Raw genomic sequence first — 15,660 nt, 5'->3', positions numbered from 1 at the left:
CTGTACACACTCGGGACCGCTTCACCCATGGCACATTGAGGGCGTGAGCGGCACACGACGCGAGATCCCGAACGACCCAGGACGCAAGGAGCGCATTCTGGACGCCGCCCTCGAGGTGATCGCCGAGGGGGGTGTGCACCGGACCACCCATCGGAAGATCGCGGCGCGGGCGGAGGTCCCGCTCGGTTCGCTGACGTACTACTTCGACGGCATCGCGGACCTGCTGGCCCAGGCCTTCGCCCGGCTCTCGGACACGATGTCGCATCTCTACCGGCGGACCCTGCAGTCCGCCGCCTCGACGGCCGAGGCCGAGGCGGCCGTCGTCGAGCTGATCTGCGGACCGGCCTACGCGACCGAGCGCGACATGACGCTCATCTTCGAGATGTACGCCTACGCCAACCACAACGAGGCGGTCTCCGCCACCACCCGCACCTGGCTGGAGCGCAGCAGGGACAGCCTCGCCCTGCACTTCACGCCCGGGGTGTCCCGCGCGCTCGACGCGCTGATCGAGGGCTGGCCGATGCACCGCGCCTTCGCCGACGCCCCCCTGGACCGGCGCCTGGTCACCGAGACCGTGCACGCGATCGTCGCCGCCGCCCCGGAACTCTCCACCGGTGACGGCTGAGTGCGGGGCGGGCCCGCGGGTCCGGTGTGACCATCACACCATCGGGTGCGCTATTCTTGATCCAGAGCCGGTCGCCGTGAAGTCCCGGCGCTCGGTGACGCGTTGGTGGTCCAAGGAAAGACGCTTCGCTTCCTGCGGAGAAATGCAGGTGCAAGGCCTGCCCGGCGCTCGACGAAAGGGCCCGTCCACACGGTGGACGGGCCCTTCGCCTTGCCGTCCGCTTGCCGTCCGCGCGCGAACGCGCGGCGCGGGGCGCCCGCTCAGTGCACGACATCGGCGAGATGGGGCACCACACGCGTCAGCCGGACCACCCCCCACAGGATGAGGCCGGCGCCCATCGCCTCGGGCAGCAGCCACCAGCCGGTCCGTACCGACTCGTCGAACAGGGCGACGCCCAGCAGCAGGCTGACCGCCGCGTCGCCGATGGTCAGCGCGGGCTGGGAGGCCACGAGCGGACCGGCCTGCAACGCGTTCTCCAGGAGGATCAGCGCGGTGATCCCGGCGAGCGCGAAACCGTAGGTCTGCCAGGTGGTGAGAAAGGCGGGCAGACCCGCCTGGGCGAGCCGGTCGGTGGCGGACTTCATGAGCGCGGCGGTCAGCGCGTTGCCGATCGCGGCCCCCGTCGCCAGGGCCGCCGCCCGGAACAGCGGCGACGAGGAGGACCGCTCCAGCAGCACGGTGCCGCCCATGGCGCCCAGGGTGAGGGCCAGGGCCGGGATCCACCGCTCCATGGACGCCTGGTCCCGCCCGCCGGACGGCGCCGCCGAGCCGAGCAGCAGGGCCAGGCCGCCCACCACCACGGCGACCGCCCACCAGCCCTGCGCGTTCGGCCGCCGGTGCAGCAGCGGTACGGCGATCAGCAGGGCGAACGGCAGCTCCAGCATGAACAGCGGCTGGACCAGCGCCATCGGGCCGTTCACCAGGGCCAGCGCCTGGAACACGGCGGCGCCCGCGACCCCGGCGATGCCGATGGCCCAGGCGGGCCGCCGCATCAGGGTGAGCAGCAGGCGCACCCCACGGCTGCCGGGCGCGGTGGCGGCGGCCTTGCGCTGGAAGGCCGTGCCCGTGGCATTGCTGACGGCACCCAGGACGGCGAAGAGCACGGCGAGCACCATCATGCTTCCAGCATGCCGTCAGCGGGCCGCCCGCTCTTCCGGACACGCGGCCGGCCACCGCGCGCGCCTGCCGTGTCCCCGTTCCGTCAGGCCACCTGTCCGCCGTGCAGCGCGGTGTAGACACCGCCCCGGCGCAGCAGTTCCTCGTGGGTGCCGATCTCGCGGATACGGCCCTCGTCCATCACCACGATCCGGTCGGCGCCGCGCACGGTGGACAGCCGGTGGGCCACCACGAAGGTGGTACGGCCCCGCAGCAGCCGGGCCAGGGCCTGCTGCACCAGTGCCTCGGAGCGGGTGTCCAGTGCCGAGGTGGCCTCGTCCAGCACCAGCACCCGTGGATCGCGGATCAACGCCCGTGCGATGGCCAGGCGTTGGCGCTGACCGCCGGAGAGGCGGGCGCCCCGCTCGCCGACCACGGTGTCCAGGCCCTGGGGCAGCCGGTCCACGAACTCCAGGGCGTTGGCGTCACGCAGCGCCGCGCGCACCGCCTCCTCGTCGGCCTCGTCCTCCATGCCGTAGGCGACGTTCTCCCGGACCGTGCCGTCGAAGAGGATCGACTCCTGCGGCACGACCGAGACGAACCGCCGGTAGGTGCGCAGATCGAGGCCGCTCATGTCGGTGCCGTCCAGGAGCAGCCGACCGGCGGTGGGCCGGATGAACCCGATGACGAGGTTGAGCACGGTGGACTTGCCGGCGCCCGAGGCACCCACCAGGGCGACGGTCTCGCCGGGGACGACATCGAGGGTGAAGTCCGCTACGGCCGGGCGGCCGGTGTCCTCGTAGGCGAAGCCCACCCGGTCGAAGGCGACGGCGCCGCGCACGGCGGTGACCTCCGTCCGGCCCTCGTTGTCCTCCAGTTCGGGCGCCTGCAGCACTTCGCCCACCGAACGCACCGACTCCAGCCCCTTGGTGATGACCGGGGCCAGACTGGTCAGCGTCGTCGTGGAGTTGGTGAGGGTGGTCAGGAAGGCGCTGAGCATGACGACGTCGCCGGCGCTGACACCCCAGACGCCGTAGTACGACACCAGCGCGGCGGCGGCCAGCACGGAGACGCCGATCACGTTGAGGACCACCCAGGCCAGCGAGCCGAAACGGCCGTTGACCAGGTCCAGGCGCATCCCGGAGGTGAGCAGCCGGCGCAGGGTGCCGTCCATCCGGCGCAGCGCCTTGCCCTCCAGGCCGTGGGCGCGGGTGACCGGGATGAGCCGCGTCATCTCGGTCACCCGGGAGGACAGGGTCTCCACCTCGTGCCGGAAGTGCTCGTTGTGGCTGCGCAGGCGCGACCGCAGCCGGGCCACGATCAGCGTCGCGCCCGGCACCACGATCAGGAAGACCGGCAGGAACTCCGGTGTGCGGACACCGATGATGACCAGTCCGCCGGCCAGCACGGTCAGCGCGCCCAGGCCCTGTTCGGCGGTCTGCTGGACCATCTGCTCGACGGTCTCGACGTCCCGCACCACCTTGGCCTGCAGCACGCCCGCGCTGACCCGGGAGTGGTAGCCGATCGACAGCTGCTGCATGCGCGTGCACAGCGCCGAGCGCAGCGTGGTGCCCATCCGGCGGACGCTGCCGTAGAGCAGCCGAACGTACAGCACGTGCAACGGGTAGTTGACCAGCAGGATCGCCATGATCAGCGCCACGGCGGTCCACAGCCGGGAGACCGGCCGGTGCCCGACGACCGTGTCGACGACGGACGCGGTGATCAGCGGCAGCAGCCAGATGGGACTGTGCTTGACGGTGAACACCAGGACCGCCACCGCCAGGCTGCGGCGGTCGGCGCGCAGCAGGTAGGCGAGGGTGCGGACGGGGTGTTCGCCCCGGTAGCGGTGGTCGAGCGGTCTCTGCGACGTCGATGCCATCGACGGTGTCCCCCCTGGTGCGCCCGGCCTTCAGCAACCGCTTTCCGCCGATCACCGTACACCCGGTGGGGGAGAGGGGTGGGCGCCTCGTCGTACGCCGAACCACTCCGCCGTCCGGAAAGAGGCAGCCACGACAGGACCAGAGGCCGAGGTGGAGGGGAACCTGTCCTGAGGGCCCGGCCGGTCCGAGGCGCCGGAAGGGCGGCACCCGCGTGCCCGGGTGCCGCTCGCCACGCCCCCGCGCGGCCATGGCGGCGTGACGAGCCCCTCGGGTGGTGCCGCCCGGTAAGGGCTGGACGCGCCGCCCGCCGGCACCGATCGTGGGCGGTATGAACGATCACCGCACGGCACCCGCGGGCCCTGCCGAACCCGCCTCCGACCATGGCCACTTCCACCCGGCGGGAACACCGGCGCCGAGCGGGGCCGCCGGTGCCGCGGAGGCCGCGGCGGTACGCCGTTTCACGGAGCGGCTCGGGCTGCCCGGACTGGTCGACGTCCACACGCACTTCATGCCCGAGCGCGTGCTGCACAAGGTCTGGGACTACTTCGACACGAACGGACCGCTGATCGGCGGTCTGGAGTGGCCGATCACCTACCGCAAGGAGGAGGCGGAACGGACCGCTCTGCTGCGGGAGTTCGGCGTCCGGGCCTTCACCTCGATGCTCTACCCGCACAAGCCCGCCATGGCGACCTGGCTGAACGCGTGGGCCGCCGACTTCGCCGGCCGTACCCCCGACTGCCTGCACACCGCGACTCTCTTCCCCGAGCCCGGCGTCGAGACGTACGTCGGCGAGGCCGTCGCGGCGGGCGCCCGGGTGTTCAAGGCGCACGTCCAGGTGGGGGCCTACGACCCGGCCGACGAACTCCTCGACCCTGCCTGGGGGTTGCTGGCCGACGCCGGGACACCGGTCGTGATCCACTGCGGCTCCGGTCCCGCCCCCGGCAAGCACACCGGCCCCGAGTCGATCGCCCGGGTGCTGGCCCGGCATCCGCGACTGCGGCTGATCGTCGCGCACATGGGGATGCCCGAGTACGAGGAGTTCCTCGGCCTCGCCGAGCGCTACGCGGAGGTGCGGCTGGACACGACGATGGCGTTCACGGACTTCACCGAGCAGTTCATGCCGTTCCCCGGCCGTGCCCTGCCCCGGGTCGCCGACCTGGGCGACCGCATCCTGCTCGGCTCCGACTTCCCCAACATCCCCTACCCCTACCTGCACCAGCTCCAGGCCCTGGAACGGCTGGACCTCGGACCGGAGTGGCTGCGGGCGGTGTGCCACGACAACGCGGCGCGCCTGTTCGGGGTCTGACCAAGACACCGGGTGCCGGGTGCCGGGGGCCGCGCGGCCGGTCGGACGGTCAGGCCGGTGGCGGCTCGGGTGCGGCGACGACGGCCACACCCACCTCCAGCTTCTCGAACAGGCCGAGCAGCTCGGCCAGGGAGACCGGTCCGCGGCCGTGGCCGATCAGCGCGACCGGCTGCCGGAAACCGTCCCGTTCGGCGGGTTCGAAATCGGTGACGGTCTCGCGGCGCACGAGGACGACCCGGTCCTCGTCCAGGGGATCGCGGGGAAGCGCGTCCAAGTGGGCGCGCAGCTCGGCCGGATGCGAGGTCAGGTCGTCGGCGAGGAGGCTGCGGTAGGTCAGCAGGGACACGGCGAGCCGGTCGCCGGTCCGCTCGTAGCGGGCCCAGAGATCGTGCGGCAGCAGGTAGAACACGCCCTCCTCGCCCTCGTGACCCCGGTTCAGCAGCACACCGGCCATGCGCTCGGCCGGGTCGGAGGAGGTGTGGTCGAGGTCCAGGATCACGGCCCGGTAGTCCGGGTCGAGCGAGGGAATCGCGCTGATCCACATGCGGGCGGAGCCGTCCATGGCGGGCATTCAAGCACATGGCCGAACCGAGGCTCACCGGCCCCTGGTCACTCCCCGACGAACCGCACCGTCTCCGCCAGGTCCGCCCGTCCGGTGCGCACCGGTGGCACGCCCTGCCGCTCGAAGCCCACCGCGACTCCGCAGAGCAGTACGAGTCCGTCGGCGGCCCCGACCAGCCGGCCGACGGTCTCGCGGTACATCGTCCACATCACCTGGGGGCAGCTGTGCAGCCCTTCGGCCCGCAGCAACAGCATGACCGTCTGCAGGTACATCCCGGCGTCCGCCCACTGCCCGGGACCCATGGTCCGGTCGAGGTAGCAGAACAGCACGACGGGTGCCCCGAACGCCTCCGAGTTCAGGGCGGCGATCTTCGAGGGCCGGTCCGGGTCGTGGCGTTCGATGCCCAGCGCCGCGTACCGCTGGGCCGCCGCCTCCGCGAAACGGTCCCGGTACGGCGGGCCCAGCTCGGCCGGGTACATCGGGTACTCCCGCTCGTCGCCCGGGTCGCCCGCCCGGGCCCTGGCCGTCGCCCGCCGCTTCAGTTCGGCCAGGGGCTCCCCGGTCACCACGTACACCCGCCAGGGCTGGAGGTTCCCGCTCGACGGCGCCCGGGCCGCCGCGGCCAGCACCCGTGCGAGCACCTCGCGGTCCACCGGCTCGTCGCTGAACGCCCGTACGGCCCGGCGGCTGTCCACGGCTTCGTACACATCCATGGCGGCTCGTCCTCTCGGAGCTGGTCGACGGGGCAGGACGGACGGGGAAGAGCGAACGGCCGGGACGGCTAGGGGAGTTCGACGCGGATGAGCCGGCGCAGCATGGTGCGCAGATGGGTCGGCATGTCGATGGCGTCCGGGCTGAGCAGCCACTGGACCTGCAGTCCGTCGATGAACGCGATGAGGTCCGCCGCCAGCCCGGACGGGTCCACGCCGGGGCGCAGGAGGTCACGTCGGGTCAGGTCGTCGACGGCCAGCTGCATCTCCCGGCGGGTGCGTTCGTAGCGGGCGACGAAGTACGGGCGCGCCGGGTGGTCCGCGGCCGTGGCCTCGCTCGACAGCACGGCGAAGAGGCTCACGATCAGCGGGTTGGCCTGGTTGTGCGCGAGGAGCCGGACCATGCTCGCGAAGTAGGCGAGACCGTCGTGGGCGACCGCGCCCGACTGGAAGAAGTCCACGCCGTCCTGCCGGTCGCGTTGCTCCAGGACCGCCTCCAGCAGCGACTCCTTCGTCGGGAAGTGGTGCAGCAGCCCCGCGCGCGAGACTCCGCAGGCGGCGGCGAGCTGGACCATGCTCGCGTTGCGGTAGCCGACCTGTCCGAACGCGGCGAACGCGGCCTCGATGATCTGGGCGCGCCGGCGCTCCCCCTTGGGGTAGTTCCGTGGGGCCGTCCCCGGCCGCGCCGCCGTCTCCCTTGCCATGAACGAGATGCTAACCACCTCTAGAAACCAGCACCCCTGTCGGTATTCTGTTGTCGGCCGTCCGCCACGAGAGGAGTTCCTCATGTCGACACCACAGCTGTCGGTTCAGCTCTACTCCGTACGCCAGGCTCTGCAGGACGACGAAGCCGCGACCCTCGGCCGCCTGGCCGCCCTCGGACTGAGCAACGTCGAGGTCTTCGGCTTCGTGGACCGCGCCGACGAACTCGCCGACGCCCTCGCCGCCCACGGCCTGTCCGCACGGACCGGACACGCCGGATTCCTGTCGCCCGAAGGAGCGTCACCGGATGCCCTGGACAACACCTTCCGGGCCGCCCGCCGCCTGGGCCTGGAGATCCTCTTCGACCCGTTCGTCCCCGCCTCCCGGTGGGCCGACGAGAAGGAGATCACCCGCACCGCCACCCTCCTGAACGAGGCCGCCGAGCGCGCCGCCGACCACGGGCTCCGGGTCGGCTACCACAACCACTCGCAGGAGTTCGTGCACACCGTCGCCGGGGTCAACGCCTTCGACCGCTTCGCCGACCTGCTGAACCCGGAAGTCGCCCTGGAGATCGACCTGTTCTGGGCCTCCGCGGGCGGCAACGACGTCGTCTCCCTGCTGCACCGCCTCGGTTCACGGGTGCGCGCCCTGCATGTGAAGGACGGTCCCGTCATCGACGACCCGTTCACCTCCGGCGCCCCCTTCGACCCGGCCGACACCGGGCAGGTCCCCGCGGGCCGCGGCCGGATCCCGCTGGACGCCTCGCTGGACGCGGCCCCGCACGCCGAGTACGCCATCCTCGAGTTCGACCACTACGACGGCGCCATCTTCGAGGGCATCGCCACCGGCGTCGCCTACCTCAACGCGAAGGGCATCGCCTGATGGCGGCGCCCAACCCGGTCGGCGTGGGCCTCATCGGCGCCGGCAACATCAGCGACCAGTACCTCACCCACCTCACCGCCTTCCCCGACCTGCGCGTGGCCGTCGTGGGCGACCTCGACACCGGGCGCGCCGAGACCCAGGCCCGCAAGTACGGCGTCGAGCAGTGGGGTACCGCCGCGGACGTCCTCGCCCACCCGGACGTCGACATCGTCGTCAACCTGACCGTCCCCGCCGTCCACGCGGAGGTCAGCTCGGCGATCCTCGCGGCGGGCAGGCACGTCTGGTCCGAGAAGCCCATCGCCGTGGACCGCGCCGACGCCCGCGCCCTGCTCGACCGGGCGGCCGAGGCGGGCCTGCGGGTCGGCGTCGCCCCCGACACGATCCTCGGCCCCGGCCTGCAGACGGCCCGGCGGGCCATCGCGCGCGGCGACATCGGCACCCCGCTGTCCGCGCAGACCGTGATGCAGTACGCCGGACCCGACCTCTGGCACCCGAACCCCGAGTTCCTGTTCGCCGAGGGCGCCGGGCCCCTCTTCGACATGGGGCCCTACTACCTCACCGCGCTGGTCTGCCTGTTCGGGCCGGTCGACCGGGTCGCCGCGCTCGGCTCGACCGCCCGCGAGGTGCGGACCGTACGGAGCGGTGAACGCGCCGGCACCGAGTTCACCGTGGCGGTGCCCACCCATGTCTCCGCGCTCACCCGGTTCGAGGGCGGCGGGGTCGGCCAGAGCGTGTTCAGCTTCGACTCCCCGCTCACCCGCACCGGGTTCGTCGAGGTCACCGGCACCGAGGGCACCCTGGTCCTGCCCGACCCCAACACCTTCGCCGGAGACGTCCGGATCACCCGGGTGCAGCAGCGGGACCGGGACCCGGAGTGGGAGACCGTCCCGCCCGTCGGCATCGAGGCCGGCCGCGGGCTCGGCGTCCTCGACATGGCCCGGGCGATCCGAGGCGGACACCCCCACATCGCCACCGGCGACCTCGGGTACCACGTCCTGGACACCATGATCTCCATCGACGAGGCTGTCGTCTCCGGCGAGACCGTGCCCGTCGCCAGCACCGCCCCCGCGCCCCCGCTGGTCCCCGAGGACCGCGACCCCTACGGAGCCACTCTGTGAACGCACCGCTGCGCGCCGGATTCATCGGCGGTGGCTTCATGGCGGCCGTGCACACCCGGGCGAGCCGGGCCGCGCGCGGTCGGCCGACCGCCCTCGCCTCCTCGACGCCCGAACGCGGCGAGGAGGCCGCCCGGAGCCTCGGCGTCGAACGTGCCGAGCCGGACGCCCGCAGCCTCGCCGCGGCCGGCGACCTCGACGTCGTACACGTGTGCAGCCCCAACCGCCTGCACACCGAACACGCGTCGGCGGCGCTGGCGGCCGGTGCCCACGTCATCTGCGAGAAGCCCCTCGCGACCACGGCGGCGGACGCCGAACGCCTGGTCCGGGCCGCGCGGGAGGCCGGGCGGGTGGCGGCGGTCCCGTTCGTCTACCGCTACCACCCGATGGCCCGGCAGGCCCGTTCCCTCGTGGCCGACGGACAGCTGGGCACGGTCCTCACCCTGGACGCCGCCTACCTCCAGGACTGGCTCCTGGACCCCGGCGACACCAACTGGCGCGCCGACCCGGCGGCGGGCGGTGCCTCCCGCGCGTTCGCCGACATCGGCTCCCACCTCTGCGACCTCGTCGAGTTCGTCTCCGGCCAGCGCATTCACCGCCTCGCCGCCCGCACCCGGACCGTCTTCGGCCGGCGCGCCGACACCGAGGTGACCAACGAGGACGCCGCCGCCCTCCTCGTGGAACTCGGCAACGGGGCGCTCGGCACCCTGCTCGTCAGCCAGCTCGCCCCCGGCCGCAAGAACAGCCTCACCTTCGAACTCCACGGCACCCGGCAGAGCGTGCGCTTCGAACAGGAACGCCCCGAGGAACTCTGGATCGGCGGACGCGAAGGGTCGCGGCTGCTCCTGCGCGACCCCGCCACCGCCGCCCCCGACTCCGCCCGGATGTCCGTCCTGCCGCCCGGCCACGCCCTGGGCTACCAGGACGCCTTCACCGCGTTCGTCACCGACGTCTACAGCGCCGTACAGGGCGGACACCCCGAAGGGATGCCGACCTTCGCCGACGGACTGCGCGCCGCACGGCTCACCGAGGCCGTCCTGGCCTCCGCCGCGCAGGACGGCGCCTGGATCGAGACCCCACCCGAGCCGGAGGACCCCGCATGACCGCAGCCACCCACCCCGTCACCCTGTTCACCGGACAGTGGGCCGACCTGCCCTTCGAGGAGGTCGCCTGCCTCGCCGCGCAGTGGGGCTACGACGGCCTGGAGATCGCCGCCTCGGGAGACCACCTCGACCTTCGGCGCGCCGACGAGGACGACGCCTACGCGGCATCCCGCCTGGAGATCCTCGACCGGCACGGCCTCACGGTCCACGCCATCTCCAACCACCTCGCCGGACAGGCCGTCTGCGACGCCCCCATCGACTTCCGCCACCAGGCGATCCTGCGCCCGTACGTCTGGGGCGACGGCGACCCGGAGGGCGTCCGGCAGCGCGCCGCCGAGGACATGAAGCGCGCCGCGCGCGTGGCCCGCAAACTCGGCGTCGACACCGTGGTCGGCTTCACGGGATCCTCGATCTGGCCCTACGTCGCCATGTTCCCGCCGGTACCGGCGTCCGTCATCGACGCGGGCTACGAGGATTTCGCCACCCGCTGGAACCCGATCCTCGACGTGTTCGACGCCGAGGGCGTGCGCTTCGCCCACGAGGTCCATCCCGGCGAGATCGCCTACGACTACTGGACCAGTGTCCGCACCCTGGAGGCGATCGGCCACCGGGAGGCCTTCGGCTTCAACTGGGACCCCAGCCACATGATGTGGCAGAACATCGACCCGGTTGGGTTCATCACCGACTTCAAGAACCGCATCTACCACGTCGACTGCAAGGACACCCGGCTGCGCCCCCGCAACGGCCGGGCCGGCGTGCTCGGTTCGCACCAGCCGTGGGGCGATCCGCGCCGCGGCTGGGACTTCGTCTCCACCGGCCACGGCGACGTCCCCTGGGAGGACGCCTTCCGCGCCCTGGAGTCCATCGGCTACGCCGGTCCCATCTCCATCGAGTGGGAGGACGCCGGCATGGACCGCCTGCACGGCGCCGCCGAGGCGATCACCTTCGTACGATCGCTGCTGTGGCCCCTGCCGAAGGCGTCCTTCGACGCCGCGTTCAGCAACCAGTAGCCGGGTGACCCGGCAGGAGCGCCCCGCCCGTGGCGCGTGGGGCGGGGCGCTCCGGGTCAGTCCTTCCGGACGTCCGGCAGGACCTGGATCGTGTCCCCGACGGCACGCTCGCCGGTCGCGTCCGACGTGGTGTTGACGAGGGTGCCGTCGACCGCCATCGCGGTGGAGCCGCCGCCGTCGAGGTTCAGCGCCTGCACGGCGCCCAGGGACCGCATGAACGCGGCGGCCTCGGCGAGCGTGAAGCCCTCGCTGACGCCGGGCTGGCGGCCGTCGACCGTGACCAGGAGCAGCCGGCCGTGGCGGTCGACACCGGCCAGGGTGCGCGGCTGGCGCACATTGGACCAGGCGAAGCCGAAGGACAGGTCGAGCGGGTCGAGCGTGCCCTCGCCGGCCGCGTCGATGTACACCCGGCCGTCCTCGACCAGGGTGGGCGCCGCGCTGACGACACTGTCGTCGGGACCGAGCCGCACCTGCCGCCCCGAGGCGTCCCGGACGACCTCGCGGACCGTCAGCCGGTGCCCCGGCTCGGCGTGCTCGGTCAGCCAGGCGGCGGCCGCCCCGGTGCCCTGGAGCACCGAACCCCCGGCGGGCACCGAACCGCCCCGGTCGCCGACCGAGACCACGGCACCGTGCCCGTCCAGGACCACCTGAACCCCGGCCCCCGTCGGCAGCGCGGCCCCGAACGCGTCGGTGAACTTGACGAGATCGTCCGCGAGGGTGCAGGTGACGTCCTGCCGGGGGAGCGCCGTGGGCACGGCGCCGGGACGGCCGCAGTTGCGCACCTTGCCCGGGACCCGGTTGATGCCCTCCACCGCGTGCGCGGCGGAACCGGCGCGCACGGTGACCGTGCTCGACAGGTCCGCGACCCGCACCCGCCGGCCACCGTCCTGGAGGATCAGCGCGGCGCGCGAGCCGGCCGCCATGGACTGCAACTCCCCGTGCACCACGGACAGTCCGGCCGAGGTGCCCTGGACGCCGTCCGCGTCGGAGGTGATGAAGAATCCGCCGTTGACGCCCACCAGGGAGCCCAGCCGGGCGGCCACCGCCGAGGTCTTCTCACGGTCGGCGGCGTCACCGCCGTCGCTCACCTCGACCGTACCCGCGAGCCGGGCCGGATCGACCACGGCGACATGGACGCGCTCCGCGTCGGCCAACTGCCGCCCGTCGTAGCCCGTCCACTCCACGGCCGTCCGGAAACCCGCCGCCGACACCGCCGAGTTGAGCGTGCCCGCCTCGGCCTGCGTGGCGTAGCGCCCGACCCTGACCTGCCACCCCATGGTGCCGTGCGGGGTGTCGGCGTACCGGTCCCACGTCACCTCTTCCAGGCGCGGGGCGAACCCGGCGGACCGCAGCCGCTCGGCGGTGGCGTCGGCCCAGTCGCGGTCCCCGAGCGGGGCCCAGGCGGCGGCGCCGGTGAGACGGCTGACGGCCGGGGCCTGGACGGTGACCGTCCACACGCCGGCCGCCCGCGAGTCGTCGAGCACCCCGGTGCGGACCTGGACACCGGGCGCCACGTCCTGCGTGGTCCAGGAGTACGTGCCGGCCGCCGGTGCGGTGACCTCCGTACTCGCGGCGGCCGGCGGGACGAACGCGATCAGGGCCAGAGCGGTCCCCAGCGCGAACCCCTGTCCGGCTCTGCGTCGTCCACCGCGCGCTGCGCGCCCCCGCGTCCCGGCTGTGACAGACATACCTCTCCCGACCTACGACTCCCGCGATGCCACCCGGCACACCCGCACCGCGCCCGCACATCCCAGTGCGGTGCGAAGGCGTCCACATGAAGAGCGGGCACCCGCCGGAGGAAAACCTCGCCGACATCCGCGCCCGCCGCCGCCCGGAAAAGGGGATGGGGGCTCAGAAGCGGGCGGGCCGCGGGCCCGTGTTCCGCCAGACGGTGCCGCGACGCTCATGGGCGAACAGCTCCTCGACGGCGTGTGCGACCTGCGGGCCGACCTCGCGTTCCAGCAGGTACAGGCCCAGGTCGAGGCCGGAGGTCACCCCGGCGCCGGTGACGAGGTCGCCGTCGTCGACCACCCGGGCACGTACGGCGTGCGCTCCGGTGGCGTCGAGCAGGTCCAGGCCCATGTGGTGCGTGGTGGCATGGCGCCCCTCCAGCAGACCGGCCATCGCCAGCACGACCGAGCCGCCGCAGACGGCGGTGAGGAGCACGTCGGGGTTGGCCGCGGCGGCCCTGAGCAGCGCGGGCAGTTCGGTGCTCAGGGTGCGGCCCAGCAGTTCGGGGACGGTCGCGTCCGGCCCCGACTCCGCTGTCCCGGCCGCGTGGCCGGGCACCTCGCCGGGATCGCCGACACGGCCCGCCGCGCCCGGGACCAGGACCAGTCCGGCGCGGTCCGGGTCCAGCCGCGCGGTGGCCCGCAGCGCGAGTCCGCCGACACCGCCGACCACGTCACCGGGCCCCTCGGCCGAGACGAGTTCGACGGTCACCGCACCTTCGGAGGCGGCTCCGCCGGCGGACAGCACTTCGTAGGGAGCGATCACGTCGAGCGGATCGAAGCCCTCGAACAGGACGATCTGGGCGTGCATGACGGCTCCTCCGGACGGCGGCGCACCCGGCCGCTGCCGGGCACGCACCGAACGTAACGAGCGGCCGAGCCACCTCCCAGTGGCATGAGTGACACCCTTCGACGGAATAGCGCCAGGCCCACGCTCAGCTCAGACCGAACTTCTGTGCGTCGGCGCCGTTGCAGTCCCAGATCTGCAGGCGGGTGCCGTTGGCGGTGGCGCCGCTGGGGGAGTCGAGGCAGCGTCCTGACTGGGGGTTGAGGAGGGAGCCGTCGGCCTGTTGGACCCATTTCTGGCCGCCGACGCCGTTGCAGTCCCACAGCTCGACCTTGGTGCCGTTCGCCGTGCCGTTGCCCACGATGTCCAGGCAACGTCCCAGCGTGGACAGCGAGTTGTCGGACCGGTGGTACCAGTGCTGGTCGATCGCGTACGACTGGCAGCCCCACAGCTGTACGGCGGCGCCGTTGGTGCCGGTGTCGTCGGCGGCGACGTCCACGCAGGTGCCGCCCGGCCCCTTGACCGGCCCGCCCCCGTTCACCGAGAACTTCTGCGCGGTGGCGCCGTTGCAGTCCCAGATCTGCAGGCGGGTGCCGTTGGTGGTGGCGCCGCTGGGGGAGTCGAGGCAGCGTCCTGACTGGGGGTTGAGGAGGGAGCCGTCGGCCTGTTGGACCCATTTCTGGCCGCCGACGCCGTTGCAGTCCCACAGCTCCAGCTTGGCTCCGCCCGTCGTGCCGTTGTTCTCGATGTCGAGGCACCGGCCGAGGGTGGAGAGCGAACCGTCCGGGTTGTGGGTCCAGTGCTGGTCCTCGGCGTACGTCTGGCAGTCCCACAGCTGTACGGCGGCGCCGTTGGTGCCGGTGTCGTCGGCGGCGACGTCCACGCACGTGCCGCCCGGCCCGGTGATCGTGCCCTGCGGACCGTTGGGCACGTCGGTCTCGCCGCTGTAGCCGACGGAGACGATGTTCGCCTGGACGGCGTTCTCCGCGGCGTCGGTGGGATAGCCGGAGACCATGACGCCCTCGAAGAAGGTGCCCCGGTTCCAGTTGCTGTTGTCGCCGCCGATGCCCAGGATGATGCCGCCCTCCTGCTGCATGGGCTGATAGCCGCCCCGGGTGGGCAGTGCCCCGTCCCACCAGGTACTCAGCCCGCCCGACTGCGAGTTGCCGCCCTTGAGCGCGTACCTGGTCTGCCCGTTGTTCTTCAGGACGGCGGTGACGAAGGTGCTGCTGTTGCCCAGGTTGGCGGTGTTGGAGCCGTTGTCGCCCTGGAACATGCCGTTCTCCAGGTCGGCCTCCACCCAGGGGCCGTTGCCGGTGCACGGGGCGAAGTAGCAGGTGGTGGCGATCGACACGGCGTCCATGTGCCCGTTGCCGGTGTCGGCCGGGGTGCGCTCGGCGTTGCCGTAGTCGAAGCAGCAGGCGGACCCGACATGGGTGCCGCTGGCCACCATGTAGGCGCCCTCGGGTTGGCCGTCGACGGCGACGCCGGAGGCGACCCCGGTGTAGCGGTAGCCGACGCCCGGCGAGATCCACAGCCCGTACACCTTGTGCCCGCCCGCGCTGACGGCGATCTCGGAGGCGTCGGCACCCCGGTCGTCGCCCATGCCGGCGGTGCCGGCCGGGCCGGGGGTGAGGTCGTTGTGGCGGCCGCTCTGGTCGTAGATTTTCGTCACCCGGCAGCCTCCGCTGTTCGCGCAGAACGCGTCCTGGGCCGCCGCGTTCGCGTACCCGCCCTGCGCCAGCGTCCCGATGTCGGCGGTCGCGCCGTCCGAGACCCGGGTCACCTGGTAGAGCGGGCCGTCGTAGGAGGCGAGCAGGGCCCGGGTGACGCTGTGCGCGGCCACGCACGGGGTGCCGGCGGCGGCGTAGATGTCGCACGGCAGCGAGCCCGCGGCCTGCGAGGCGGCCGGGAACCCGAGCAGCAGACCGAGCGCGAGACCGAGGGCGGCCAGGACGGCGGCCACCCGTGGCCTCCGCGTCCATGATCTTGGCGCGCTCATGACATTCCAGGCGGACGGGGATCCACGCACGGCACGTCCCTTCGAAGCTGGAGTGGGGGAGGCCGCGCCGACGGCGCGGCGACCCAGCTCTTCGACCGGCTCGGCCCGGAACCTACGCACCCTGTTCGGCCGGGTCAATATTTGTTTCCTT

General features: G+C 72.8%; 14 protein-coding genes. 6 read left to right on the top strand and 8 right to left on the bottom strand.

The genetic code is table 11. The annotated features are described in order from the left end of the window. The first annotated feature begins 43 nt into the window (after positions 1 to 43). Positions 44 to 625 (top strand): TetR family transcriptional regulator, encoded by a 582-nt coding sequence (locus tag ACGFZS_RS41255; protein ID WP_355723897.1) that lies wholly within the window; start codon positions 44 to 46, stop codon positions 623 to 625. A gap of 260 nt (positions 626 to 885) precedes the next feature. Here the strand turns inward: ACGFZS_RS41255 and ACGFZS_RS41250 are convergent, their stop codons facing one another. Both ACGFZS_RS41250 and ACGFZS_RS41245 read right to left on the bottom strand, forming a co-directional pair. Beyond that, positions 886 to 1,743, bottom strand: coding sequence for a DMT family transporter (locus tag ACGFZS_RS41250; protein WP_393799461.1), 858 nt, complete (start codon positions 1,741 to 1,743; stop codon positions 886 to 888). Between the two features lie 83 nt (positions 1,744 to 1,826). Then, complete coding sequence (locus tag ACGFZS_RS41245; protein WP_393799460.1) at positions 1,827 to 3,599, bottom strand: ABC transporter ATP-binding protein; 1,773 nt, start codon at positions 3,597 to 3,599, stop codon at positions 1,827 to 1,829. Positions 3,600 to 3,928: 329 nt separating this feature from the next. Here ACGFZS_RS41245 and ACGFZS_RS41240 point away from each other — a divergent pair, with 329 nt between their 5' ends. Further along, the gene (locus ACGFZS_RS41240) at positions 3,929 to 4,906 is read left to right on the top strand and encodes an amidohydrolase family protein (RefSeq protein ID WP_393799459.1); all 978 of its coding nucleotides are present in this window, start codon (positions 3,929 to 3,931) and stop codon (positions 4,904 to 4,906) included. A gap of 49 nt (positions 4,907 to 4,955) precedes the next feature. Here the strand turns inward: ACGFZS_RS41240 and ACGFZS_RS41235 are convergent, their stop codons facing one another. From ACGFZS_RS41235 to ACGFZS_RS41225, 3 genes are all read right to left on the bottom strand, one after another. Beyond that, positions 4,956 to 5,468 carry a hypothetical protein gene (locus ACGFZS_RS41235; protein WP_393799458.1) on the bottom strand — a complete coding sequence of 171 codons (513 nt, stop codon included), beginning with the start codon at positions 5,466 to 5,468 and terminating at the stop codon, positions 4,956 to 4,958. 47 nt (positions 5,469 to 5,515) lie between these two features. Next, positions 5,516 to 6,181: a nitroreductase gene (locus ACGFZS_RS41230; protein ID WP_393799457.1), complete on the bottom strand. Its 666-nt coding sequence runs from the start codon at positions 6,179 to 6,181 to the stop codon at positions 5,516 to 5,518. Positions 6,182 to 6,249: 68 nt separating this feature from the next. Then, complete coding sequence (locus ACGFZS_RS41225; RefSeq protein ID WP_393799456.1) at positions 6,250 to 6,882, bottom strand: TetR/AcrR family transcriptional regulator; 633 nt, start codon at positions 6,880 to 6,882, stop codon at positions 6,250 to 6,252. Positions 6,883 to 6,964: 82 nt separating this feature from the next. Between ACGFZS_RS41225 and ACGFZS_RS41220 the strand changes: the two genes are divergently transcribed. From ACGFZS_RS41220 to ACGFZS_RS41205, 4 genes are read left to right on the top strand one after another with little or no spacing between them, the layout of a single operon-like run. Continuing rightward, positions 6,965 to 7,762: a sugar phosphate isomerase/epimerase family protein gene (locus tag ACGFZS_RS41220; protein ID WP_393799455.1), complete on the top strand. Its 798-nt coding sequence runs from the start codon at positions 6,965 to 6,967 to the stop codon at positions 7,760 to 7,762. After that, a complete protein-coding gene (locus tag ACGFZS_RS41215) occupies positions 7,762 to 8,880 on the top strand; it encodes a Gfo/Idh/MocA family protein (RefSeq protein WP_393799454.1) in 1,119 nt (372 codons plus the stop codon). Before ACGFZS_RS41220 ends, ACGFZS_RS41215 begins: the two co-directional genes overlap by 1 nt. Then, entirely contained in the window at positions 8,877 to 9,980 is a 1,104-nt protein-coding gene (locus tag ACGFZS_RS41210) for a Gfo/Idh/MocA family protein (protein WP_393799453.1), read from the top strand. The genes ACGFZS_RS41215 and ACGFZS_RS41210 overlap by 4 nt, the downstream gene beginning before the upstream one ends. Further along, positions 9,977 to 10,990, top strand: coding sequence for a sugar phosphate isomerase/epimerase family protein (locus ACGFZS_RS41205; protein WP_393799452.1), 1,014 nt, complete (start codon positions 9,977 to 9,979; stop codon positions 10,988 to 10,990). Before ACGFZS_RS41210 ends, ACGFZS_RS41205 begins: the two co-directional genes overlap by 4 nt. A 56-nt stretch (positions 10,991 to 11,046) precedes the next feature. On the opposite strand, the gene ACGFZS_RS41200 is transcribed toward ACGFZS_RS41205, so the two are convergent. The 3 genes from ACGFZS_RS41200 to ACGFZS_RS41190 form a co-directional block, all read right to left on the bottom strand. Beyond that, positions 11,047 to 12,678, bottom strand: a complete 1,632-nt coding sequence (locus tag ACGFZS_RS41200; RefSeq protein ID WP_393799451.1) for a phosphodiester glycosidase family protein — start codon at positions 12,676 to 12,678, stop codon at positions 11,047 to 11,049. A gap of 163 nt (positions 12,679 to 12,841) precedes the next feature. Beyond that, a complete protein-coding gene (locus ACGFZS_RS41195) occupies positions 12,842 to 13,531 on the bottom strand; it encodes a DJ-1/PfpI family protein (protein WP_393799450.1) in 690 nt (229 codons plus the stop codon). 124 nt (positions 13,532 to 13,655) lie between these two features. After that, positions 13,656 to 15,509, bottom strand: coding sequence for an arabinofuranosidase catalytic domain-containing protein (locus ACGFZS_RS41190; RefSeq protein ID WP_393799449.1), 1,854 nt, complete (start codon positions 15,507 to 15,509; stop codon positions 13,656 to 13,658). Between the last annotated feature and the right edge of the window lie 151 nt (positions 15,510 to 15,660).

This window comes from Streptomyces sp. NPDC048288 (assembly GCF_043201555.1).
Taxonomy (GTDB): Bacteria; Actinomycetota; Actinomycetes; order Streptomycetales; family Streptomycetaceae; genus Streptomyces.
Note: the sequence above shows the minus strand (reverse complement) of the source record. Positions and strands in the feature narration are given on the sequence as shown.